At 70.8% G+C, this 23,916-nt stretch carries 20 protein-coding genes; 11 read left to right on the forward strand and 9 right to left on the reverse strand.

The genetic code is table 11. The annotated features are described in order from the left end of the window. Positions 1–61: 61 nt before the first annotated feature. From AC07OY_RS07175 to paoC, 7 genes are all read left to right on the forward strand, one after another. Positions 62–1,789 (forward strand): DUF1800 domain-containing protein, encoded by a 1,728-nt coding sequence (locus AC07OY_RS07175; RefSeq protein ID WP_495041826.1) that lies wholly within the window; start codon positions 62–64, stop codon positions 1,787–1,789. Between the two features lie 10 nt (positions 1,790–1,799). Then, complete coding sequence (locus AC07OY_RS07180; RefSeq protein ID WP_495041827.1) at positions 1,800–3,179, forward strand: DUF1501 domain-containing protein; 1,380 nt, start codon at positions 1,800–1,802, stop codon at positions 3,177–3,179. A 31-nt stretch (positions 3,180–3,210) separates the two neighbouring features. Continuing rightward, positions 3,211–4,392: a serine hydrolase domain-containing protein gene (locus AC07OY_RS07185; RefSeq protein ID WP_495041828.1), complete on the forward strand. Its 1,182-nt coding sequence runs from the start codon at positions 3,211–3,213 to the stop codon at positions 4,390–4,392. A gap of 9 nt (positions 4,393–4,401) precedes the next feature. Continuing rightward, entirely contained in the window at positions 4,402–6,162 is a 1,761-nt protein-coding gene (locus AC07OY_RS07190; protein ID WP_495041829.1) for a gamma-glutamyltransferase family protein, read from the forward strand. Positions 6,163–6,263: 101 nt separating this feature from the next. After that, on the forward strand, positions 6,264–6,893 hold the full coding sequence (paoA, locus tag AC07OY_RS07195; protein WP_495041830.1) for an aldehyde dehydrogenase iron-sulfur subunit PaoA: 630 nt from the start codon (positions 6,264–6,266) through the stop codon (positions 6,891–6,893). After that, positions 6,890–7,846 (forward strand): FAD binding domain-containing protein, encoded by a 957-nt coding sequence (locus AC07OY_RS07200; protein ID WP_495041831.1) that lies wholly within the window; start codon positions 6,890–6,892, stop codon positions 7,844–7,846. Before paoA ends, AC07OY_RS07200 begins: the two co-directional genes overlap by 4 nt. After that, a complete protein-coding gene (gene paoC / locus AC07OY_RS07205; RefSeq protein WP_495041832.1) occupies positions 7,843–10,029 on the forward strand; it encodes an aldehyde oxidoreductase molybdenum-binding subunit PaoC in 2,187 nt (728 codons plus the stop codon). The genes AC07OY_RS07200 and paoC overlap by 4 nt, the downstream gene beginning before the upstream one ends. Here the strand turns inward: paoC and AC07OY_RS07210 are convergent. Beyond that, positions 10,012–10,506, reverse strand: coding sequence for a disulfide bond formation protein B (locus AC07OY_RS07210; protein WP_495041833.1), 495 nt, complete (start codon positions 10,504–10,506; stop codon positions 10,012–10,014). The two genes, paoC and AC07OY_RS07210, sit on opposite strands and share 18 nt — an antisense overlap. After that, positions 10,506–10,970, reverse strand: a complete 465-nt coding sequence (locus AC07OY_RS07215; protein ID WP_495041834.1) for a RidA family protein — start codon at positions 10,968–10,970, stop codon at positions 10,506–10,508. The genes AC07OY_RS07210 and AC07OY_RS07215 overlap by 1 nt, the downstream gene beginning before the upstream one ends. Before the next feature lie 81 nt (positions 10,971–11,051). On the opposite strand from AC07OY_RS07215, the gene AC07OY_RS07220 reads away from it, so the two are divergent. Next, on the forward strand, positions 11,052–13,454 hold the full coding sequence (locus tag AC07OY_RS07220; RefSeq protein WP_495041835.1) for a DNA internalization-related competence protein ComEC/Rec2: 2,403 nt from the start codon (positions 11,052–11,054) through the stop codon (positions 13,452–13,454). 49 nt (positions 13,455–13,503) lie between these two features. After that, positions 13,504–14,571 carry a cyanophycinase gene (locus AC07OY_RS07225; RefSeq protein WP_495041836.1) on the forward strand — a complete coding sequence of 356 codons (1,068 nt, stop codon included), beginning with the start codon at positions 13,504–13,506 and terminating at the stop codon, positions 14,569–14,571. A 2-nt stretch (positions 14,572–14,573) separates the two neighbouring features. Here AC07OY_RS07225 and AC07OY_RS07230 read toward each other — a convergent pair whose 3' ends face one another. From AC07OY_RS07230 to AC07OY_RS07255, 6 genes are all read right to left on the reverse strand, one after another. Next, on the reverse strand, positions 14,574–14,954 hold the full coding sequence (locus AC07OY_RS07230; RefSeq protein WP_495041988.1) for a VOC family protein: 381 nt from the start codon (positions 14,952–14,954) through the stop codon (positions 14,574–14,576). 131 nt (positions 14,955–15,085) lie between these two features. Beyond that, positions 15,086–15,682 (reverse strand): TetR/AcrR family transcriptional regulator, encoded by a 597-nt coding sequence (locus AC07OY_RS07235; RefSeq protein WP_495041837.1) that lies wholly within the window; start codon positions 15,680–15,682, stop codon positions 15,086–15,088. Further along, positions 15,679–16,764, reverse strand: a complete 1,086-nt coding sequence (gene mltB / locus AC07OY_RS07240; RefSeq protein WP_495041838.1) for a lytic murein transglycosylase B — start codon at positions 16,762–16,764, stop codon at positions 15,679–15,681. Before mltB ends, AC07OY_RS07235 begins: the two co-directional genes overlap by 4 nt. Before the next feature lie 15 nt (positions 16,765–16,779). Further along, positions 16,780–17,853, reverse strand: coding sequence for a hypothetical protein (locus AC07OY_RS07245; RefSeq protein WP_495041839.1), 1,074 nt, complete (start codon positions 17,851–17,853; stop codon positions 16,780–16,782). Beyond that, positions 17,850–19,871 carry a transglutaminase TgpA family protein gene (locus AC07OY_RS07250; protein WP_495041840.1) on the reverse strand — a complete coding sequence of 674 codons (2,022 nt, stop codon included), beginning with the start codon at positions 19,869–19,871 and terminating at the stop codon, positions 17,850–17,852. The genes AC07OY_RS07245 and AC07OY_RS07250 overlap by 4 nt, the downstream gene beginning before the upstream one ends. After that, positions 19,868–20,863, reverse strand: a complete 996-nt coding sequence (locus AC07OY_RS07255; protein ID WP_495041841.1) for a DUF58 domain-containing protein — start codon at positions 20,861–20,863, stop codon at positions 19,868–19,870. The genes AC07OY_RS07250 and AC07OY_RS07255 overlap by 4 nt, the downstream gene beginning before the upstream one ends. Before the next feature lie 72 nt (positions 20,864–20,935). Between AC07OY_RS07255 and AC07OY_RS07260 the strand changes: the two genes are divergently transcribed. Beyond that, positions 20,936–21,973, forward strand: coding sequence for a S1C family serine protease (locus AC07OY_RS07260; protein ID WP_495041842.1), 1,038 nt, complete (start codon positions 20,936–20,938; stop codon positions 21,971–21,973). Positions 21,974–21,979: 6 nt separating this feature from the next. Here AC07OY_RS07260 and AC07OY_RS07265 read toward each other — a convergent pair whose 3' ends face one another. Next, positions 21,980–22,915 (reverse strand): AAA family ATPase, encoded by a 936-nt coding sequence (locus tag AC07OY_RS07265; protein ID WP_495041843.1) that lies wholly within the window; start codon positions 22,913–22,915, stop codon positions 21,980–21,982. Between the two features lie 30 nt (positions 22,916–22,945). Between AC07OY_RS07265 and AC07OY_RS07270 the strand changes: the two genes are divergently transcribed. After that, a complete protein-coding gene (locus AC07OY_RS07270; protein ID WP_495041844.1) occupies positions 22,946–23,881 on the forward strand; it encodes a histone deacetylase family protein in 936 nt (311 codons plus the stop codon). The last annotated feature ends 35 nt before the right edge of the window (positions 23,882–23,916 follow it).

Below are 23,916 nucleotides of genomic sequence, written 5' to 3' on the forward strand. Positions count from 1 at the left end.
CGCAAGCTGGCCCGTTTGCGTTGCGCGGAGCATTCTGCAGACAACAACGAGCGAGGCCATCATGCGCACACCTCCGTCGCCTGAAGTCAAGACCATCGCCCCCGCACCCGAGACAAGTGCAGAGCTGAACCCCGACGGCCTTGCCATCGCCGCGGCGGCCGCGGCCTTGCTGGCCGCCTGCGGTGGGGGAGGGGGTGGCGATGCGCCAACCCCATCGCCTTCGCCGCCACCACCGCCTCCTCCGGCGCCACCACCGCCGCCACCGCCTCCCAGCATCACCGACGCCGAGGCGGCCCGCTTTCTCGCCCAGGCCGGTTTTGCCGCCAGCAGCGCCGACATCGCCACCGTCAAGGCCAACGGTTATGCCGCCTGGCTGGATGCCCAGTTCGCGCTGCCGGTGACCGACAGCCACTTCGACTGGATGGTGGCCCATGGCTACGCGGTCGTCGACCACCGCAATGACTTCGGCGGCGTCGACAACACGCTGTGGCGCAAGCTGATGTCGGCCCCCGACACGCTGCGCCAGCGCGTCGTGCTGGCCCTGAGCGAGATCTTCGTCATCTCCATGAGCGGCCTGCCCATGCCCTGGCGGGGCTTCGCCGTCGCCTGCTACATGGACATGCTGGAGCAGCGCTGCTTTGGCAGCTACCGCGAGCTGCTCAACGCCGTCACGCTGTCCAACGGCATGGGCGTCTACCTCGCCACGCGCGGCAATCTCAAGGAGGATCCCAACACCGGCCGCGTGCCCGACGAGAACTACGCCCGCGAGGTCATGCAGCTGTTCAGCATCGGCCTCTACCAGCTCAATGCCGACGGCACGCTCAAGCTCGACGGCAATGGCAAGCCCGTCGAGACCTACACGCAGGCCAACATCAGCGACCTGGCCCGTGTCTTCACCGGCTGGGATTTCGACGGCTACAGCGGCAGCGACCCGGCCTTCATGAAGAAGCCCATGGCCAACATCGCCTCGCGCTTCTCCACCGGGGCCAAGAAGGTGCTGGACGTCGACATCCCGGCCTCGGCCGATGGCCCGGCGGCGTTGAAGATCGCGCTGGACACGCTGGCCAACCATGCGAACGTCGGCCCCTTCATCGGCCGCCAGCTCATCCAGCGCCTCGTCGCGTCCGACCCGAGCGCGGCCTATGTCGGCCGCGTCGCCGCCGTCTGGGCCGACAACGGCGCCGGCGCGCGCGGCGACCTCAAGGCCGTCATCCGGGCCATCCTGCTCGACAGCGAAGCCCGCACCGCGTCTACGGCTCCCGGCGCCGGCAAGCTGCGCGAGCCGCTGCTGCGCTTCCTCCAGTGGGGACGGTCCTTCGGCGTGACCTCGCCCACCGGCATCTGGAACATCGGCAACACCAGCGATGCCGGCACCCGCCTGGGCCAGAGCCCGCTGCGCAGCCCCTCGGTCTTCAACTTCTTCCGGCCCGGCTATGTGCCGCCCAATTCCCAGCTGGGCGTCAATGCCGTCACGGCGCCCGAGTTCCAGCTCTGCAACGAGAGCACGGTAGCCGGCTATCTCAACTACATGCAGAAGGCCATTGCCGATGGCATCAACGACGTGAAGCCGAGCTACACGGCCGAACTCGCGCTGGCCGGCGATGCGCCGGGCCTGGTCGCCAGCCTCGCCACGCGCCTGGGTGGCGGCGGCATCTCGACGACGACCCAGGCCACCATCGCAACCGCCGTCGCCACCATCTCGGCCGTCAGCGATGCCGGCAAGCTCAACCGCGTGCAGGCGGCCATCCTGATGCTCATGGCCTGCCCGGAATACCAGGTGCAGAAGTGAGGGTGCGACCATGAAGCTGAACCGACTCCCCGAACTGCAGCGCCGCGAGTTCCTGCGCCGCGCCGGCGCCCTCGGCATCGCGGGCACCGCCGCGCCCTGGGCCTTGAACCTGGCCGCCCTCGGCGAAGCGGCTGCGCAGGCGGCGCCGAGCGACTACAAGGCCCTGGTCTGCGTCTTCCTCTATGGCGGCAACGACCATGGCAACACCCTCGTCCCTTACGACCAGGCCAGCTACAACGCCTATGCCCAGATCCGCCAGACCCTGGCGACGCCGCGCGACCAGCTCGCCGCGACGGCCCTGGCGCTGAATGTCGGCGGCCGCCAGATGGCCCTGGCGCCCCAGCTCGGCAAGCTCAAGGGCCTGTGGGACAGCGGGCGGCTGGGCATCCAGCTCAATGTCGGCACGCTGATCCAGCCCACCACGCTGGCCCAGTACAACGCCAGGAGCGTGCCGCTGCCGCCCAAGCTGTTCTCGCACAACGACCAGCAGTCGGTCTGGCAGAGCAGCTCGCCGGAAGGCGCCACCTCGGGCTGGGGTGGCCGCATGGGCGATCTCTTCCTGGGCGGCAACGGCACCGCCACCTTCACCTGCATCAATGCCGCCGGCAATGCCGTCTTCATGGCCGGCAAGCAGGCCGTGCAATACCAGGTGTCCACCAGCGGCGCCGTGCCCATCAACGGCATCCTGAAGCCGCTCTACGGCTCGCAGGCCTGTGCCGATGCGCTGCGCGGCCTCATCACCGCGGCCGACCGCACGCATTGGATGGAGGCCGAACTGAACAAGGTGGTCGCGCGCTCGGTCAGCGCCCAGGGCGTCGTCACGAGCGGCCTCGCCGGCGTGCCGGCCCTGCAGACGCCCTTCGACACGGCCAGCGGCCTGTCGGCCCAGCTGCTGATGGTGGCCAGGCTCATCGCCGCCCGCCAGGCCCTGGGGGCGAAGCGCCAGGTCTTCTTCGTGTCCCTGGGCGGCTTCGACACGCACGACGCGTTGCTGGACGAACATCCCGGCCTGCTGACGGCCGTCAACGACGCGCTGGCCAGCTTCTACGCCGCCACCGTCGAACTCGGCGTGGCGAACCAGGTCACCACCTTCACGGCCAGCGACTTCGGCCGCTCGCTGACCACCAATGGCGATGGCTCCGACCATGGCTGGGGCAGCCACCATTTCGTGTTGGGCGGGGCGGTGCAGGGCGGCAGGTTCTGGGGCAGCCTGCCCTCGGTCAGCATCAACGGCCCCGACGATGTCGGCCAGGGCCGGCTGCTGCCGACGACGGGCGTGGACCAGCTCGGCGCGACGCTGGCGACCTGGATGGGCATCAGCGGCACCGACCTGCCCAAGGTGCTGCCGCAGATCGCCAACTACAGCCAGAAGGACATGGCTTACTTCTGACGCCGCTGCTGAGCGGGTCAACAATCGGCCCATGCCGCTGACACGCCGACGACTGCTGGCCTGCGTCCCCGCAGCCGCCTGGACTCCGGGCCTGCGGGCCGCCGAACCCCCGTTGCTGGACTGGCTGCGGTCGCCGGCCTACGCAGCCAACGTGCAGCAGCGCATGCAGCAGGCCCAGGTGCCAGGCCTTGCGCTGGCCGTCATCGAAGGCGGTGCCCTGCTGCACGCGACGGCCTTCGGCTGGGCCGACCTCGCAGCGCAGCGGCCCATGGCGGCGCAGACGCTGCTCAATATCGCGTCCATCACCAAGGTCTTCACCTGCGCGGCCGTGCTGCAGTTCCAGGAGCAGGGGCGTCTCGAGCTGGACGCGCCGGTCGACCTCTGGCTGCCTTTCAAGCTGCGCCATCCTTCCGGCGCCGCCATCACGACGCGCCAGCTGCTGACGCACACCGCAGCCATCGCCGACGGGCCGGCCTACGAGGCGAGCTATGCCTGTGGCGATCCGCAGGCCGAACTCGGCAGCTGGCTGAAGGAGGCGGGGGCGGTGGGCTTTCACCCCTGGGTTCCCGGCGAGCGCCATGCCTACAGCAATGTCGGCTATGGCCTGCTGGGCTTGCTTGTCGAACGCCTCAGCGAGCTGCCCTATGCGCAAGCCTGTCAGCGCAGCCTGCTGGCCCCGCTGGGCATGGCCCGCAGCCGCTTCCTGCTGAAGGGACTGGAGCGCACTGAACACGCCACGCCCTATGAATTCGTTGCGGCCGGCAAGCCGCTGCCGGACAAGTTGCGCGCCGAAGAGGCGCCACAGGCTGTCGACGCCGGCCAGCAGCTGCCGCTGTGCCTGTACAGCTTCGCCACGATGTCGGACGGCCTGCTGCGCAGCTCGGTCGCCGAGCTGGCGCGCTTCGCGCAGGCCGTGCTGGGCGGCGGCGCGCTGGACGGCCGGCGCATCCTGGCCGCGGCCAGCGTAGCCCAGATGCTGTCCGACCAGCAGGCCCCGGTGCCCGAGCGCGCCGGCTACCGCCAGGGCCTGGCCTGGCGCGGCCTGGGGCAGGGCGTCTGGGCCCATTTCGGGCGCGACCCGGGCGTTGCGTCTGCCCTGCAGATCCATCCCGCCAGCGGTCGCGGCGTCGTGCTGCTGGCCAATGGCTCGCGCGCCAGGCCGCTGGTGGCCCAGTTGGCCGCCGAGGTCATGGCCAGGCCCGGCCATGCCTAAGATGGCCGGATGCTTCGCCTCCTGACGCCTCTCCTGCTGGCCGGCCTGCTGGCCCCGGCCCATGCCCTCGATCAACCCGAGGCGGCCACCAGCCGCAGCGCCAAGCAGGGCAGCCTGACGGCGCCCGCCAAGCGCTTTGCCGTGACCGCCGCCAATCCGCTGGCCGTGGACGCCGGCGTCGAGATGCTGAAGGCCGGTGGCTCGGCCATCGACGCCACCGTGGCCGTGCAGCTGGTGCTCGGCCTGGTCGAGCCGCAGTCCAGCGGCATTGCCGGCGGCGCCTTCCTGATGCATTGGGATGGCCGCCAGGTCCAGTCCCTGGACGGCCGCGAGACCGCGCCGGCCGCCGCCACACCCGAGATGTTCCTCAAGGCCGACGGCAAGCCCATGGCCATGCGCGACGCCATCCTGAGCGGCCTGTCCACCGGCACGCCCGGCGTGCTGGCCATGCTGGCCGAAGCGCATCGCCAGCATGGCAAGCTGCCCTGGGCCCGCCTGTTCGAGCCGGCCATCCGCCTGGCCGAGCAGGGTTTCGCCGTCAGCCCGCGGCTGTTCGAACTGATGTCCTCGGAGCCGGCCCTGCGCAGCGATGCCCAGGCCGCGCCGTATTTTTACGATGCCGCGGGTACGCCCAAGCCCGTCGGCACGGTGCTGAAGAACCCGGCCTATGCCGCCGTGCTGCGCGGCATCGCCAAGCAGGGCGCCAAGGGCTTCTACGAGGGTGCCGTCGCGGCCGACATCGTGCGCCGCGTCAAGGGGCATGTGCGGCCGGGCCTGCTGACCGAGGCCGACCTGGCCGCCTACAAGCCCGCGCAGCGCCCGCCGCTGTGCAATGACTGGCGCAGTTATCGCGTCTGCGGCTTCGGGCCGCCGACCTCCGGCCATCTGACGCTGATGCAGATCCTCGGCATTCTCGACACCCAGCCCGCGGCAGTGGCGGCTCAGGGCATCACGGCCGACTGGATGCATGCCTATGCAGAATCCGCCAAGCTGGCCTTTGCCGACCGGGCCCAGTACATCGGCGACCCGGCCTTCGTCAGCGCACCGGGCGGCGACTGGCAGAACCTGCTCGCTCCCGCCTATCTGAAGCAGCGCGGCGCCCTGATTGCGCCCAAGGCCATGGGCGTGGCCACGGCCGGCCAGCCGGCCGCCGTCCAGCAGGCCCTGGCGCCCCAGGCTGAGCAGCTCGAGGCCGGCACCAGCCATGTCAGCGTCGTCGACGCGCAAGGCCATGCGGTGGCCATGACGACCAGCGTGGAGTCCGCCTTCGGCAACCGCGTCATGAGCGACGGCGGTACCGGCTTGGGCGGCGGCTTCATGCTGAACAACCAGCTGACCGACTTCTCGCTGAACCCGGTGGGCGCCGACGGCAAGCCGGTGGCCAACCGCGTGGAGGCGGGAAAAAGGCCGCGTTCCAGCATGGCGCCCACCCTGGTCTTCGACCGCGCCGGCAAGCTCGTCCTGGTGGCCGGCTCGCCGGGCGGGCCGGTCATCATCCATTACGTCGCCAAGGTCATCACTGGCACCCTGGCCTGGGGCCTGCAGGCGCAACAGGCGGTGGACCTGCCGAACTACGGCCACTTCAACAGCGGCTCCCTGATCGTCGAGCGCGGCGCGCTGACGGCCGAGCAGCTGGCCGACCTGCGTGGCCGCGGCCAGCAGGTGGTGGAAACCGACCTGACCAGCGGACTGCAGATGCTGGTGCGCGTCAAGGAAGGCTGGGTGGGCGGCGCCGACCCGCGCCGCGAGGGCGTCGTGCGCGGGGAGTAGCAAGCCAAGCCGCGTCCTGCCGCGGCGCGGCGTCTTGTCCGACATCGTGGTCCTGCCGCCGCCCACTAGGCTGGTCGGGTTGTCAGCCCGGAGGGCCAGCGATGGACGAGTTGCAGGGATGTTGTCTTTCACGCCGGGACGTGTTGGTGGCGGGCGCGGGCACGGCGGCCGCCGTCACTGCGGAAGCGGCTGACCGGGAGCCGGCCATGTCCATGGGAACGACGGGACGCGTCACGCTGGAGGTCAACGGCCAGGCCCACAGCCTGGACGTGGACACGCGCACGACGCTGCTGGACCTGTTGCGCGAGCAGCTGCACCTCACCGGCACTAAGAAGGGCTGCGACCACGGCCAGTGCGGCGCCTGCACGGTGCTGATGGACGGCCGCCGCATCAACAGCTGCCTGATGCTGGCCGTCATGGCGCCGGGCGCCAAGATCACCACCATCGAAGGCCTGGGCACGCCGCAGAAGCTGCATCCGCTGCAGGCCGCCTTCGTCAAGCATGACGGCTACCAGTGTGGCTACTGCACGCCGGGCCAGATCTGTTCGGCCGTCGGCATGCTGGACGAACTCCAGCGCGGCGCGCCCAGCCATGTGACGGCCGATCTGGCTGCCAAACCACTGTTGAGCGCGGACGAGCTGCGCGAGCGCATGAGCGGCAATCTGTGCCGCTGTGGCGCCTATTCCAACATCGCCGAGGCCATCACCGAGGTCGCGGGAGGCGCCGCATGAAAGCCTTCAGCTTTGAGCGCGCCCGTACGCCGGCCGAGGCGGCGGCGGCCGTGGCGCAGCGGCCCGATGCCCGCTTCATTGCCGGCGGCACCAATCTGCTGGACCTGATGAAGCTGCAGATCGAGGCGCCGACGCATCTGGTCGACGTGAACCCGCTGGGCCTGGACCGCATCGAGCCGGTCGATGGCGGCGGCCTGCGCATCGGTGCCCTGGTGCGCAATGCCGACCTGGCCGCCGATGCCCGTGTGCGCAAGGACTACGCGGTGCTGTCCCGCGCCTTGCTGGCCGGTGCCTCGGGCCAGTTGCGCAACCGCGCGACGACGGCCGGCAATCTGCTGCAGCGCACCCGCTGCCCCTATTTCTACGATACCGCCCAGCCCTGCAACAAGCGCCAGCCCGGCAGCGGCTGCTCGGCCATCGGCGGTGTGACGCGGTCCCTGGCCCTGATCGGCACCAGCCAGGCCTGCATCGCCAGCCATCCGAGCGACATGGCGGTGGCGATGCGCGTGCTGGACGCCCAGGTCGAGACCGTCAGGCCCGACGGCCAGATGCGCCGCATCCCGATTGCCGACTTCCACAAGCTGCCCGGCGACACGCCCCACATCGAGCACACGCTGGCTCATGGCGAGCTGATCACTTCGGTGCTGCTGCCGCCGCCGGCGGGCGGTGTGCAGGTCTACCGCAAGGTGCGCGACCGGGCGTCCTATGCCTTCGCGCTGGTGTCGCTGGCGGCCATCGTGCAGCGCGACGGCAGCGCGCGTCTCGCCTTCGGCGGGGTGGCGCCCAAGCCCTGGCGCGTCGAGGCCGCCGAAGGCCGGCTGTCCCAGGGCGTGCACGGCTACTTCGGCGAAGCCTTCAAGGGCGCGACGCCCCAGCAGGACAACGCCTTCAAGCTCAAGCTGGCCGAGCGTTTGGCCGCGGACGTCCTTCACCCCGCCCGGAGGGCCGCATGAGATTCGACCAGCCCGCCACCACCAACCCCATCGACCAGGGCAAGGTCGTCGGCATCGCAACGCCGCGCATCGACGGTCCGCTGAAGACCACGGGCACGGCACTCTATGCCCACGAGCACCATGAGCAGAAGCCGGCCATCGGCTACGTGATCGGCGCCGGCATCGCCAAGGGGCGCGTTGCAGCGATGGATCTGCGCGCGGCCCGCGCGGCGCCGGGCGTGCTCGCCATCGTCACGGCCCAGAACGCGGGCAAATTGGCAAAAGGCAGCAAGAACACCGCCAAGCTGCTCGGCGGGCCGCAGATCGAGCACTACCACCAGGCCCTGGCCGTCGTCGTGGCCGAGAGCTTCGAGCAGGCCCGCGCTGCCGCGGCGTTGGTGAACATCCGCTATGAGGAAGCCAAGGGCCGTTTCGACTTGGCGGCCGAGAAGCCGCGCGCGCCCATGGCCAAGGATGACGGCTTTGGCGGCAAGGCCGAGACCCGGCATGGCGACTTCGAGGCCGGCTTCGCCAAGGCCCCGGTGCAGTTGGACGCCAGCTACAGCACGCCCGACCAGAGCCACGCGATGATGGAGCCACACGCCAGCATCGCCTGGTGGGAGGGCCCCAAGCTGACGGTGTGGACGTCCAACCAGATGGTGGACTGGGCCGTCGGCGACCTCGCCAAGACGCTCGGCATGGCCAAGGACAAGATCCAGGTCAAGTCGCCCTTTGTCGGCGGCGGCTTCGGCGGCAAGCTCTTCCTGCGCGCCGACGTCGTACTTGCCGCGCTGGGGGCAAAGGCGGTAGGCCGGCCCGTGAAGATCGCGCTGACGCGGCCGCTGATGTTCAACAACACGACGCACCGGCCCGCCACCATCCAGCGCGTCCGCATCGGCGCCGACAAGGACGGGCGCATCCAGGCCATCTCGCACGAGAGCTGGTCGGGCGACCTGCCCGGCGGCGGACCCGAGACGGCGGTGGCGCAGACGCGCCTGCTCTACGCCGGCGAGCACCGCCATACCGCCATGCGCCTGGCCGTGCTGGACCTGCCCGAGGGCAATGCCATGCGCGCGCCCGGCGAGGCACCGGGCCTGATGGCGCTGGAGATCGCGATGGACGAGATGGCCGAGAAGCTCGGCCTGGACCCCATCGAATTCCGCCTGCGCAACGACACCCAGGTCGACCCCGAGAAGCCGCAGCGGCGCTTCTCGCAGCGCCGCCTGGCCGAGTGCCTGAAGACAGGCGCCGAGCGCTTTGGCTGGAGCAAGCGCAATGCCCAGCCCGGCAAGGTGCGAGACGGCCGCTGGCTGCTGGGCCTGGGCGTGGCGGCGGCCTTTCGCAACAACCTCGTCATGAAGTCCAAGGCGCGGGTGAGGCTGGACGGCGAGCGCGTCATCGTCGAGACCGACATGACCGACATCGGCACCGGCAGCTACACCATCATTGCGCAGACCGCCGCCGAGATGATGGGCGTGGCGCTGAACCAGGTCGTCGTGCGCCTGGGCGACTCGGCCTTCCCGGTCTCTTGCGGCTCGGGCGGGCAATGGGGCGGCAACAGCGCCACGGCCGGTGTCTATGCGGCCTGCATGAAGCTGCGAGGCCTGGTGGCGCAGAAGGCCGGCATGAGCGACGCCGAGTTCGTCGACGGCCAGGTGCGCGGCGGCGGCAAGGCCGTGGCGCTGAAGACCTTTGCCGGCCTGGTGGCCGAGGACGGCATGGAATACGGCGACCTTGACAAGCGCTACCAGCAGTCCACCTTCGGCGGGCATTTCTGCGAGGTGGCCGTGGATGCGGCGACGGGCGAGATCCGCGTGCGGCGCATGCTGGCCGTCTGCGCGGCAGGGCGCATCCTGAACCCGCTGTCGGCGCGCAGCCAGGTCATCGGCGCGATGACCATGGGCGTGGGTGCGGCGCTGATGGAAGAGCTGCAGGTCGACCATCGCCGCGGCTTCTTCGTCAACCACGACCTGGCCGGCTACGAGGTGCCAGTGCATGCCGACATCCCCCACCAGGACGTCGTCTTCCTCGACGAGACCGACCCCATCTCCTCGCCGATGAAGGCCAAGGGCGTGGGGGAACTTGGCATCTGCGGCGCGGCCGCCGCGGTGGCCAATGCGGTCTACAACGCGACGGGGGTGCGCGTGCGCGACTACCCCGTCACGCTGGACAAGCTGCTGCCCGGGCTACCGGCGCTGGTTTAGCAAGTACAGCCCCAGCGCGCCGAGAGCGGCAAACAGCGCGCCGCTCCAGACTTCATAGGGCAGGCCCGCCATGCGGTACTTGGCCGCATCGGCGCAATTGCCCGTGACCATGAACACCGATGGCCACAGCTCCTCGAGATTGAGGGCGGTGAGGGTCTTGTCGGCCAGGCCCATGGCGCAGCTCGCGCTCTGCGAGGCCACTTCGTACTGGAAGACGGCAGCCGTCAGGCCGGCGGCGCACAGTGTCAGCACGACGACCAGGGCCGCCTGGCGCAGCGTTCGCTTGGCGTGCACCAGCCAGCCCAGCAGCGAGACGGTACCGATCAACAGGAAGATGGCCCGCTGCAGCACGCACCAGGGGCAGGGCTTGACGCCGAACTGGTGCTGGGCGATCAGCGCGATGCCGACGGCACCGAAGCTGGCCACGGCCATGCCCGCCAGCGCGCGGGCCGGCAGCTTGGAAGGGGAGGTGAACATCAGTCCTGGACTTCCGCGATGAGCTCGATCTCGACGCAGGCGCCCATCGGGATCTGGGCCACGCCGAAGGCGCTGCGGGCATGCTTGCCGGCTTCGCCCAGCACGGTGGCGAACAGCTCGGAGCAGCCATTCGTGACGAGGTGCTGCTCGGTGAAGTCGGGCGTGCTGTTGACCAGGCTCATGACCTTGACGATGCGCACCTTGCCGAGGTCGCCGGTGGCGGCCTGCAGGGTGCCGAGCAGGTCGATGGCCACGGAACGCGCGGCGGCCTGGCCGGTGGCGGTGTCGACATCCTTGCCGAGCTGGCCGACCCAGGGCTTGCCGTCCTTCTTGGCGATGTGGCCGGACAGATAGAGCAGATTGCCGGTGCGCGTGAAGGGCAGGTAGGCGGCTGCGGGAATGGCCAGCGGCGGCAGGGTGATGCCGAGTTCGGCGAGCTTGGCTTGGATGGCGGAGGAGCTCATGCGGGGAAAGCGCGGTGGCGCGAGCGAAAAACCGGGGCATGCTACACCCCGACATCAATCCCGAGGGGGTGAGGAAGGGCATTGGCAAAGCAGCCGTGGGGTGCGCGCGAGCTGGTGGCGACGGGCCTGGCCTGGCTGTCGGGCCTGGCCCTGCTGCATCGTTGCGAGCGGCTGCCGACCGGCGCCGAATATGCGGCCCTCGGGCTCGCTGTCACGGCGTTCTGGCTGCTGCGCCGCCGCCACTGGCTGCTGCTGGCGGCCTGCGCCGCGGTGTTCGCCTTCGGGCAGGCCGCGCTGCGCGCCGAACTGCGCCTGAAGCCCGAGCTGCAGCCGGCCTGGGAAGGCCGCGACCTGGTGCTGAACGGGCGCGTCGATTCGCTGCCGCTGGCGGTCACCGGCCAGGGCGGCGTGCCGGGCTGGCGCTTCGAGTTCGCGGTCGAGTCCGTCGGCCCTGCGGGCACGGCCCTGCCGCCGCAGGTGCCGCGGCGCCTGATGCTGCTGGCTTATGACCTGCCGTCTCTCATGGCCGGCGAGCATTGGCGCTTCACCGCCCGGTTGAAGCGGGCCCACGGCCTGGCCAATCCAGGCGGCTTCGATACCGAGCTCTGGCTGTTCGAGCAGGGCCTGCGCGCCAGCGGCGTCGTGCGCGCGGCCGAGCGCCTGCATGCGGCGCCCTGGTGGTCCATAGACGCGGCCCGGCAACGCCTGCGCGCGGCCATCCGCGCACAAGTGGCCGACCCCGGCATGGCCGGCGTGCTGGCGGCCCTGAGCCTGGGCGACCAGAACGCCATCGCCCATGCCGACTGGAACCTGTTCCGCGACAGCGGTGTCAGCCATCTGCTGTCGGTCTCGGGCAGCCATGTCGTGCTGCTCGCCTGGCTGGCCTCGGCCCTGGTCGCGCCGCTGTGGCGCCGCAGCCGCTGGCTCTGCCTGCGCCTGCCGGCGCCCTCGGCCGCGCGCTGGGTCGGCGTGGCGGCGGCCCTGGCCTATGCGCTGTTCTCCGGCTGGGGCGTGCCGGCCCAGCGCACCGTTCTCATGCTGGCCGCCGTCGCCGGGCTGCGCAGCCTCGGTCTGCGCTGGCCCTGGCCCCTGGTGCTGCTGGCCGCGGCCGTCGTCGTCACGGCGGTGGATCCCTGGGCGCTGATGCAGCCGGGCTTCTGGCTGTCCTTCGGTGCCGTCGGCCTGCTGATGGCGGCCGGTGGCGAGGCTGCCGAGGGCTGGCTCGCACGCCTGAAGGCCGCGCTGCGCACCCAGCTCATCGCCACCATCGGGCTGGCACCGCTGAGCCTGATCTGCTTTGCGCAATTGTCCCTGGTCGGCCTGCTGGCCAATCTCGTCGCCATTCCGTTGATCAGCTTCATCGTCACGCCGCTGGCCCTGGCGGGCGGGCTGTTTCCGCCGCTGTGGGCGCTGGCGGCGCACCTGGTGCAGGGTCTGATGGCCTGGCTGCAGTGGCTGGTCTCCTGGCCGGCGGTGGTCTGGTGGCTGCCGGCCGCGCCCGGGTGGTCGCAGGCCCTGGCCCTGGCGGGCGCGCTGCTGATCGCGCTGCGCCTGCCATGGCGGCTGCGCCTGGCGGGCCTGTTGATGCTGCTGCCCCTGCTGTGGCCGGCGGTGCCGCGCCCGCCCGCAGGCGAGTTCGAGCTGCTGGCACCGGACGTGGGCCAGGGCAATGCCGTCATCGTCCGCACCCACGGCCATGTGCTGGTCTTTGATACCGGTCCGGCCTATGCGCCGGGCGCGGACGCCGGCGAGCGCGTGCTGCTGCCGCTGCTGCGCTCGCTCGGCGTGCGGCGTCTGGACCTGCTGATGCTCAGCCATCGCGACGGCGACCATGTCGGCGGCGCCGCGGCGCTGATGCAGGCCCTGGCCGTGACCGAAATGCGCAGCTCGCTGGAGCCTGGGCATGCGCTGCTGCGGGCGGGGCCGCCCGCCTTGCGTTGCGAAGCCGGGCAGGGCTGGCACTGGGATGGCGTGCGCTTCGAGGTGCTGCATCCGACGCCGGCCAACTATGACGCCGGACTGAAGTCCAACGACCTGTCCTGCGTGCTGCGCATCACCTCGGCCTCGGGGCGGCGCGCGCTGCTGGCGGGCGACCTGGAGTCTGAGCAGGAACGACAGCTCGTCCGGCGCGAGGCTGACCTGCGAGCCGATGTGCTGCTGGTGCCTCACCATGGCAGCAAGACCTCGTCGAGCGCCGAGCTGCTGGCGGCCGTGCAGCCGTCGGTCGGCCTGGTGCAGGCCGGCTATCGCAGCCGCTTCGGCCATCCGGCGCCACCGGTGCTGGCGCGCTACCAGGCGGCCGGCATCGCCGTCGTGAGCAGCCCGTCCTGCGGTGCCTGGCGCTGGCAGAGCGAGACGGGTGAGTCGAGCTGCGAGCGCGAGCAGAGGCGGCGCTACTGGCAGGACCACACCTCGCTTGGCGCCACGCCGTCCGGGCCACCTGAAGAGGCGACGGCCGCGCCCGAAGTCGAACTGGTCTTCTGACGGCGGGACTGCCACACTGGGGCGGCTGCCGCCGCGCAAGGAGATCGCGATGAATCGCTTGTCCATCTGGAGCCGCCGTCTTGTTTCCTTGGGCCTGGTCTGCTTCAGCCTCGCCGCCTTCGCGGGAGGGGGCAGCGCGGGCAGCGGCGCCAAGGCCACGGCCGGCAGCAAGGACTACGAGCTCTACCGCAGCGGCAGCGCGGCCGATGTGCTGCCGCCGCAGCCGGCCGGCAACCTGCTGGTGCTGATGGGCGGTGGCATCGATGTCGACGACGCCTTCCGCGCCATGATCGCCAAGGCACGCGGCGGCACGGCGGCCAAGGTCGATGTCGTCGTCCTGCGCACCTCTGGCGCCGATGGCTACAACGCCTATCTGATGGCCATGGACGGCGTCGATTCCGTCGAGTCCATCGTGCTGAAGACGCGGGCCGGCGCCAGCGCGCCCGAGGTGCTGGACCTCGTCAACCGGGCCGACGTGCTCTTCATCGCCGGCGGCGACCAGTCCACCTATATCGGCCAATGGGCCGGCACGCCGCTGGAGGCCGCGATGAAGGCAGCGGTGGCGCGCAAGGTGCCGTTCGGGGGCACCAGCGCCGGACTGGCCGTGCTGGGCCAGTTCGACTATTCGGGCGCCAACCAGTCGGTGTCGTCGGCAGAGGCCATGGCCAACCCCTACGACCGCAATGTCACGCTGGACCGCGGCTTCCTGAACGCGCTGCCCCTGATGGGCAATGTCGTCACCGACGCCCACCTTGTCGCGCGCGACCGCATGGGACGCCTCGTCACCTTCCTCGCCCGGCTGTCCGCCGACGGCTGGGCCGGCTGGCAGGCGCTGCGCGGCATCGGCGTGGACGAGCAGACGGCCGTCGTCGTCGATGGCGATATCGCCACCGTCATGGGCAACGACGACGGCGCCGGCGGCCGCACGGGCCGGGCCTATTTCCTGAAGCCGACCTTGGCGCCGACGACCGTGCAGGCCAGGAAGCCGCTGACCTTTCGCAGCCTGCAGGTCGAGAAGCGCGTCGCCGGTGGCCAGTACAACCTGGCGACCTGGCCGACGGTGTCGCCCTACTTCATCTCCGTTGAGGCCGGCGTCCTCATGCCCAATCCGTACTGATCTCAGTCGAAAGTGGCGCGGTACTCGGGCGTCGCATCGGCCCGCGTGTTCAGCTCGAACATGACGCCGCCCGGCGCGCGGCAGAAGAAGCGCGAGCCGCGTTCATGGCTGATGACCTCGGTCTCCATGGGCACGCCGTCGGCGGCCATGGCGGCGTAAAGGGCCTCGACGTCGGCCCGCGTCGGCAGTTCGAAACCGACATGGAAGGTCTTTGGCCAATCCGGCGCCACGCCGCTGCCGTTCTCGATGACGACATCGAAGCCGGGGCGTTTGAGGACCCAGAAGCCGCCAATGGGCGAGCGGGTGAAGCCCAGATATTTCTCGAAGAAGGCCGCGGTCTGGGCGGGGTCCAGGGAGGGGAAGCTCAGATGGTTGAGCTTCATGGAGGCGAATGTCGTTGTGGTCATGGAAGGCTCCAAGGGATTTGCAGAGCCTTCATCGTCGGTTTTGGCCTGGTTTCAGGCTACTCGCATGCGGCCGCTCACGGGCATGGCGGCGCGGCCGCCGCCCTTGCTCACATTTGAGCGGCGTCCAGGTAGCCGAAGATGGCCGCGCACAGGCGTTTTTCCAGCGCCGCCCCGTCATGGTCGCCGCGCAGGCCGGCCGCGTCGGTCAGGGCGCGGATGAGCTGGCCGACGTCGTCGGCCGCATGCGCGACGTCGGCCTGGGGCGGCAGGCCGGGCAGGGCCAGCACACGCCGTATCAGCTCGCTGAAGCCACTCTTGCCGTCCAGGGCCTGGCGGGTCGCGGGCTTCTCTTCCTCCAGGTCCAGCAGCCGCGCGAGTTCGGCGCGGCCGAGTTGCTGGCGCACGGCGGCTTTGATCAGATGCTGCAGAGCCGCGCGGCCATCGGGCTCGGCCAGGGCAGCGTGGGCGTCGTCGCGAAAGCGCTCCTTCTCGCGCTGCATCAGCGCGATCAGCAGCGCATCCTTGCCAGGGAAGTACTGGTAGAGCGACCCGATGCTGACACCCGCCCGCTCGGCCACCGCATTGGTGTTGAAGGCCGCCAGGCCCTGGGCTTCCAGGATCTGGGCGGCGGCCTCGAGGATGCAGGCCACCGTCTCGACGGCGCGCGGCTGCGTCGGCTGCTTGCGCGGCCGCAGGGTGCTCATCGCTGCTGCAACCGCCTGGCCTTCACGGCCTGGCCCAGCTCGATGACGGCCAGCGCGTAGTACGCCGACCAGTTGTAGCGCGTGACGACCCAGAAGTTCTGCGTGCCCAGCAGCACGGTGGTGGGCTTCTTCGGCCCGTTCTGCAGCTCGATGACGGCCATGGGGCCGTCGTGGTCGCGTGCGGCCTCCGAGGCCAGGGCGCCGGCGGCGCTCAGCTCGGCGGCCGTGAACGTGGGCTTGATGTCGGGCGCCAGCAGCCTGGCGCGCTCGCGGCGGTCGGTCGGCAGCTTGACGCTGTAGTGGGTCGCGTCGCCGGGCTTCCAACCGTAGGCGGACAGGTAGTGGGCGACGCTGCCGATGGCGTCCACCGGGCTGGTGATCAGGTCGATGCGGCCGTCGCCGTCGAAGTCCACGGCGTGCTGGCGCCAGCTGCCCGGCATGAACTGCGGCCAGCCCAGCGCCCCGGCATAGCTGCCGCGCACGTCGGCGGCGTCCAGGCCGTTCTCGCGGCAGAGCTTCAGGAACTCGGCCAGCTCGCTGCGGAAGAAGGCCTGGCGTTCGGCGGCGCGCGGGTGCTCGGTGGGGAAGTCGAAGGCCAGCGTGGCCAGCGCGTCCAGCACCTTGAAGCCGCCGGTGATGCGGCCATAGAAGGTCTCGACGCCGATGATGCCGATGATGACTTCGGCCGGCACGCCGTAGGTGCTCTCGGCTCGCGCCAGTGCCGCCTCGTGTTCGGCCCAGAAGGCCAGGCCGGCGTCCAGGCGCCGGGGCTCGATGAAGCGGTCCCGGTAGGCCGTCCAGTTCTTGGCGGTGCCGACAGCGGCCGGCAGGATGAGCTGGCGCACGCGCGGCAGGTCCAGGGCCTGGCCGAGCTGCTCGCGCAGGGCCGCAGCATCCCAGCCCTGGGCGGCGGCGAGTTCATCGGCAAAGGCGATGACGGCGGGACGGTCGCCCAGGGGCTGGGCGGGCTGCGATTTCGCCGGTGGCGAGTGGGTGCGTGCCGGCTTGGCCTGCACGGCCGGGCAGGCCGCGACGGCCGCTGCGAGCAGGCAGGCGGTCAACAAGGAGGAGACGGGGGGCATCAAGACGGATTTTGTTCAGCGTGGGAAGGGCGCCGAGGCAGGGGCGTCGGGCGGCTCGATGCGGAAGTCGAAGCTCAGCTCCGCGATGGCATCGCCGCGGCATTCATAGCTGGCGATGGCTCGCTCGAGGGTGCGTGCCAAGGCCGCGTTGGCGTAGGTCGGCAGGGTGCCGCCGGTCCTTTCCACGAAGACCTGCATCACCAGGCCGTCACGCAGATGGATCCGCGTTGTCACCGAAGCCGTGCCCGCCGGCAGGCCGGCGCCGACGACGGGCTTGGGCATGGCGCGGCAGACGCGGTTGTCGTTCCATTTGCCGTCCATCGAACCCGGGATTGAGTCGGGACTCGCCGCCACGGGCGGCACCGCGGTCGTGTCGCTGCGCGCGGGAGCCTCGTCCCAAAGCCGCTGCGCCAGCGAGCGCAGCGCCGCGGGCGTGGCAGCGTCGTCGGTGAACAGCGCCGTGGCCTCGCTGTCGCCGCGAGGACAGCGGCGCTTCCATTGGGCGGCGAGCTCACCGTCGCCAAGCTTGGCGCCTGCCTGGATCAGCAGCGCGCGGATGCGGGCGAAGACATCCTGCGGTGCCTCGAGCACATGGCTGCGCGGCGATTCCAGGTTGGCCCGCAATTGCGGCGAACGGGTGCGCAGCAGCCACGGCTCGCACAGCCATGCCGTCAACGGTCGTTCCAGCGTGGCCAGCACCAAGGCGGAGCTGCCGCGCGTGCCGCCGGTGTTCACCGTTTGCAGCACGGCGGGCGACTTCAACAGGGCTTCGACGATCTGCGCATGCCCGTTCAGCGCGGCGCGCTGCAGCGGCGTCTGGCCGTCGCCGCCTTCGCCCGTCAGGGCGGGGTCATCGGGCGTCTTCGCGACGAGTTGGCGCACGGCCTCGGCCACCTGCGCCTCGCGTGCCTGGCGCTGCGCGAGGCGGCCCTGTACGGCGAGGTTGCGCAGGTCCGTGCCGAGGTAGTCCATGCCAAGCCTTGCCCGATCGGCTTCCGAGGACTGGGCGAGGGTGGTTGCCGAAGCGGCGACCAGCGTGGCGGCGATGCAGGCTTTACGCCAGCAGGAGATCAGGGAGACGGAATTCACGCGCGCAGCATACGGGCCGCCGTGCGGAACTCGCCCCAGGCCGGCGCCGGCGCGCCGGGGGCATAGCGCGAGCGCTCCAGCTTCTCCAGCCATTGGGCGGCCGGCTCGGCCTTCTGGCCATGCTGGCGGCGCAGCGCGCGGGCCCAGGCGGCGGGGCTCTCATGGGCGGGAATGCTGACGCCGGCACGGTCCAGCAGGGCAGTGATGCGGGCGCGCTGGCGGCTCCAGGCGTCGTGGGGGCGGCTGCTCCAGCGTATCCAGGCCGCGCCGGCCACGGCCAACACGAGGATGACGCCGGCCAGGGCCTGGCCCAGGCCGGTCCAGTCGGCGCGCTCGAAGCCCATGCGCTTGAGCAGGTCGAACTGGTTGTCGCGCGAATAGTTCAGCACCAGCTGCTGCCAGCGGTTGTTGAGGGTCTCCCAGCCATTGCGCATCGCCCGCCACAGCGTCGGGTTGAACTGGCCGAGGACGCCGGGCTGCGGCCGCAGGGCCAGGCCCTGGATGACGCGGTTGGGCGCCACGGCGGCCGTCGGGTCGCTGCGCACCCAGCCGCGCCCCTCGACCCAGAACTCGGCCCAGGCATGGGCATTGGCGTTGCGCACGACCTGGTAGCCGTCCTGGGGCTCGGCGTCCCAGCCCTGGAAGCCGGTCACGATGCGCGCCGGCACGCCCATGGCGCGCATGACGACGACGAAAGCCGACGCGAAGTGCTCGCAGAAGCCCAGGCGCCGCTCCAGCCAGAACTCGTCGATGACGTCGGGCGAGGTCTCGCCATAGCGGCCCGGCGTCAGCGTGTAGGTGAAGTCCTGGGTGCGCACATGCGTCAGCAGGGCTTCGGCCAGGGCCTCGGCGCGCGGGCCCGGCTCCAGCGTGGCGAAGCGCGGCTCGCCGGACAGGGCCTCGGCCCAGAGCCGGGTGCGGGGGTTGAGGCCGCCCGGCAGTTCCAGGTCGGTGGCGAGCTGGTTGCGGTTGCGCTGCTCGCCGGCCCGCCAGGCCATGTGGGCGCTGCTGGCCAGCCTCATCCTCTCGGTGATGGGGCGCGGCGACACCCATTGCAGCTCGGGCCCGCGGGTGACGACGAGATCGGTCAGCGCCAGTTCGCTGCGGACCGCGCCGGGGCTCATCTCCAGCAGCGGCAGCACCGAGATGCGCAGCGGCTCCAGCGTCATCTCGTAGCGCAGCGCGGGGCCGGCGGTGACCAGCTCGTCGCGGCCGCGCAGCCAGCTCTGGCTGAGGCGGGGATCCGGCGCGCGCCAGGTCTTGCCATCGAAGCGGGTCAGCACCGGGCCGCGGAAATAGCGCTGGTCGGGCGGCGGCAGGGCCCCGTCGAACTTCAGCCGCATCGCGATGCTCTCGTCGTTGGCGATCTCGTTCATGGCGCCGAACTCGAGCTGGTTGGACAGCCCCGTCTTGCCGATGGCCTCGGTCGGCACGCCCCACAGAGGCGCGATGCGCGGGAACAGCACGAAGAGCAGCACCATGACCGGCAGGCCCAGGGCCGTGGTGCCGGCGGCGCGGCGGGCGGCGATGGCGATGCTGGGCACGCCCGTGGGCATCTGCGCCAGCACGACGGCCGCCAGCAGGCCCCACAGCGACACCAGGGACCAGACCGCCATCAACAGGGACTGCGAGTACAGGAACTGCGTCAGCACCAGGAAGAAGCCGAGGAAGAAGACGACGAAGGCGTCGCGGCGCGCGCGCAGCTCCAGGGTCTTCAGCGCCATCAGCATGACGAGCAGGGTGATGCCGGCGTCGCGGCCGATCAGCGTGCGGAAGGTCAGCCAGGTCAGGCCGGTGTAGACCACGATGATGGCCAGCAGCCACCAGCGGCTGGGCAGGGGGCGCTGGCGCCAGGCCAGCAGGGCCCGCCAGCCGAGCACGAGCGCCGTGAACGCGCTGCTCCACCAGGGCAGGTGATCGGCGTGCGGAGAGATGACGGCCGTGATGACGCCGAGCAGGAAGAAGCTGTCCCGCGTATCGCGTGGCAGGCGCGCCCACCATCCGGCCAGGGCGCTCATGCGCCAAACCCCGCGAGCGCTTCCAGGCAGGCTTGTCGATGTGCGGCGCCCAGTGACGGTGCGATCTCGCGGCCGGCCAGGCGCAGGCCATAGGGCTGGCCCAGGCGCTCGGCGGCCAGCACCCAGGCGGCCAGGCGGGACAGCCGGGCCTCGGTGTCGCGGCCCTGGGTGTCGCGCCAGTCCAGCCACAGGTCCTGGGCCAGCGGCGCCTCGGTCTCGCGCACCCACAGCGGCAGGCCCTGGTCCAGGGCCAGGGCCGACTTGCGCCACAGGATCTGCTTCATGGAGTCGCCGCGGCGGTAGCTGCGCACGCCGGAGAAATCGGTGCCGCTGGAGGACTGGCGCGTCGACGCGGCTTCGCCGGCGCCGGCCTCGGCCTGCACGGGGAAGGGGGCCGGCACCTCTTCGGGCCGCGGATAGACCCAGACCTTGGCGGCCGGCCGCCAATAGCTCCAGGCGCGGAAGAAGCCGAGTGGAAAGCGCGTGGTGACCATCAGGCGCGGCAGGTCGCGCAGGCCGCGTCGGTCCGCGGGCAGGCGCAGCTTGACGACCGCATGGCCGAGAGCCGGCACGTCGACCCAGGCGGGCTCGGTCGGGCCGCTGTCGAGCTGGGCGCTGATGGCGATGCCGAAGCGGGCGCTGCCCGGGTTGTGCAGGCGCAGCTCCAGCGCGTACTCGTCGCCGGCATGCACGCCTTCCGGCGCCTTCAGGTCCATCTGCAGGCCGCGCAGATTGGCGTGGGTCGTGTGCATGGAGGCCAGGCCGGCGCCGGTCAGCGCGAAGGTCAGCGCATAGCCCAGGCTGAGCTGCTCGTTGATGCTGGCCAGCAGCAGCACGCCCAGCGTGCCGCAGAAGGCCACGCCGGCCCAGGTGGGCACGATGTAGACATTGCGCTGCGTCGTCTGGTGGGTGTCGGCCAGCGGCAGGCGGGCCTGCCACCAGGCCTGCCAGCGGGCTTGCCAGAGGGAGCGGAGGGTCAGAAAGGCGGCCACGACGCAAGGATACGTGGGGTTGCCCATGGCGCGGGTTGCCGGGACGATGCCCGCGAATCCGCCTCGTCTCTCATGAAACCCTGCCGATACCTGCTTGCCTGCGTCTGCCTGTTCACTGCTTTCACCGCGCCCGCCCAGGAGGACGTCGCCGGCCATGTCGCCCGCCTGCGGGCCGCCGTGGTCGGCATTGCCGTCGTTCCGGCCGGACTGCCTCCCGACAAGACCGAGCCCGTCATCGATGCAATGAATCCTCCGGTGTCGCTGACGCCCAAGGGGGTGGTGGTCGGCTCGGGCACGCTGGTTTCGGCGGATGGACTGATCCTGACCGTGGAATCGCTGCTCGCGCCCGGTGGCGAAATCCTGGTGACGCTGGAGCGTGGCGGCCGGCGCAAGGCGTCCATCGTCGGCCGGGACAAGGTTTCCGGGCTGGCCTTGCTGAAGATCGAGGGCGTCGATCTCCCCCATGCCGCCCTGGGTTCGTCCAGGGACGTGGCGCTCGGGGAGCGCGTGGCGCTGCTGGGCCGCATGTCCGCCGAAACCAACCCGTCGCCGGTGGTGACCGACGGCCTGGTCAGCTCGACGGTGGACCTGGGCGCGGGCGCCGCGTCCATGATCCAGTCGACGGCCCAGGTCCTGCCGGGCATGGGCGGCGGGCCCCTGCTGCGGCTGAAGACGGGTGAACTGATCGGCATCGCCAGCCATCAGTACCTGCCGCGCAACGGCGTGCCCTTCACCATTGCCATCGCCGCCGACGAATACCTGAAGATCGCCACGGAGCTGCGCAGCCGCGGCCGGGTCGAGCGCGCCACGATAGGCATCAGCGCGAACCTGCTTCCCGAGGAAGCGGCCCGGGCCCTTGGCGTGCCCGGCAGGAGCGGCGCCGTTGTCATTGCCGCGCTGCGCGAGGGCGGCCCGGCCCAGCGGGCCGGCCTGCGGGTGGGCGATGCCATCCTGTCCGTCGACGGCGGCGAGACGCCCGGCTCGGTCGGGGCGCTGTACCAGATGATCCGCGCCAGGCCGGCCGGTGCGACGCTGGCGCTGCGCGTGTTCCGCCGCGGCGCAACCCAGCTGATCCCCGTCGGCAGCGAGGCGACGAGCGACGCGAAATGATGGTCGTCAGGGCAGGGGGATGGCTTCGATCATGGCCCGCACCTGCTCCCGCGCGCCGCGGCCGGCGCCGGCGCGCGGCTGCAGGCGGTGGGCGATGGTCTGGGGCAGGATGGCCTGGACGTCGTCGGGCGAGACATAGTCCCGGCCCTGCAGCAGAGCCCGGGCGCGGGAGGCCCGCAGCACGGCGAGGCCGGCGCGGGGTGACAGGCCTTCGACGAACCACTGGCCCGAGCGCGTCGCGGCGATCAGGGCCTGCAGATAGTCCAGCAGCGGCGGCGCGGCATGGATGGCCTTGACGGCGGCCTGGGCCTGGATGAGCTCGGCCGGCGTCATGACGGGCTTCAGCAGCTTCAACAGCTCGCGGCTGTCCTCGCCCATCAGCAGCTCGCGCTCGGCGGCGGCGTCGGGGTAGCCCAGGGAAATGCACATCAGGAAGCGGTCCAGCTGGGACTCGGGCAGGGGGAAGGTGCCGAGCTGCTCGCTGGGGTTCTGTGTCGCGATGACGAAGAAGGGCTCGGGCAGCGGGTGGCTGATGCCCTCGATGCTGACCTGGTGCTCCTCCATGGCCTCCAGCAGGGCGCTCTGGGTCTTGGGGCCGGCGCGGTTGATCTCGTCGGCCAGCAGCACCTGGGCGAATACCGGTCCCGGGTGGAAGGCGAAGCCGTTCTTCTCGCGCTCGTAGACCGAGACGCCGAGCAGGTCGCTGGGCAGCAGGTCGGCCGTGAACTGCAGGCGCGAGAACTTCAGGCCCAGGGAAATGGCCAGGGCATGGGCCAGCGTGGTCTTGCCGACGCCGGGCAGATCCTCGATCAGCAGATGGCCGCCGGCGATCAGGCAGGCCAGGGAATCGGCGATCTGGGCGGGTTTGCCCTTGATGACCGTGCTAATCTGGTTTTGCAGGGACTGCAGTTGCCCTGCCAGCGTTCGTGATGGCGTCGTCATGAACCAGACCATAGCAAGAGACAACGGTAGATGCCCACCGCGTATTTCAATCCCCCCGAGTGCCGCCGCCACGACATGGGCGAGGGCCACCCGGAATGCCCGGAGCGCCTGGCCGCCATCGACGACTGGCTGATCGCCTCGGGCCTGGGCCAGGCCCTGGCGTATGTCGATGCCCGCCCGGTCGACCTCCAGGATGTGGAACTGGCCCACACCCACGGCTATGTGGCCGAGATCGGCGCCATGCTGCGCGACTGCGCCGAGAAGGGCGAGCGCTGTGCCGTCGACCCCGACACCTCGGCCAATGCCCACACCTGGGAGGCCGCCCTGCATGCGGCCGGTGCCGCCGTGCAGGCCACCGACCTCGTCATCGACGGCGGGGCCGACAACGCCTTCTGCTCCGTGCGACCGCCCGGCCACCATGCCACGCGCAGCGAGAGCATGGGCTTCTGCTTCTTCAACAACGTGGCCATCGCGGCTCGCCATGCGCTGGACCGGCGCGGCCTGAAGCGGGTGGCCATCGTCGACTTCGACGTCCACCACGGCAACGGCACCGAGGACATCATTGCCGGCGACGACCGCGTGCTGATGGTCAGCCTGTTCCAGCATCCCCTCTACCCCTACAGCGGCGCCGTGCCCAAGGGCACCAACATGGTCAATGTGCCGCTGCCCGCCTACACGCGCGGCGGCGAGGTGCGCGAGATCGTCGAGGCCATGTGGCTGCCGGCCCTGGAGCGCTTCAAGCCGCAGATGATCTTCATCTCGGCGGGCTTCGACGCCCACCGCGATGACGAACTGGGCCAGCTCGGCCTGGTCGAGGCCGACTACGAGTGGATGACGCTGAAAATCAAGGCCATCGCCGAGCGCCATGCCCAGGGCCGTATCGTCTCGGTCCTCGAAGGCGGCTACAACCTTCACGCGCTGGCGCGCAGTGTGGGTGTGCATCTGCGCGTCCTCGCCGACCTGTAACCTTCGGGTCCGACCATTCCCGGGGCCGTCCAGGT

This window comes from Roseateles sp. GW821-FHT09H10, assembly GCF_059415865.1.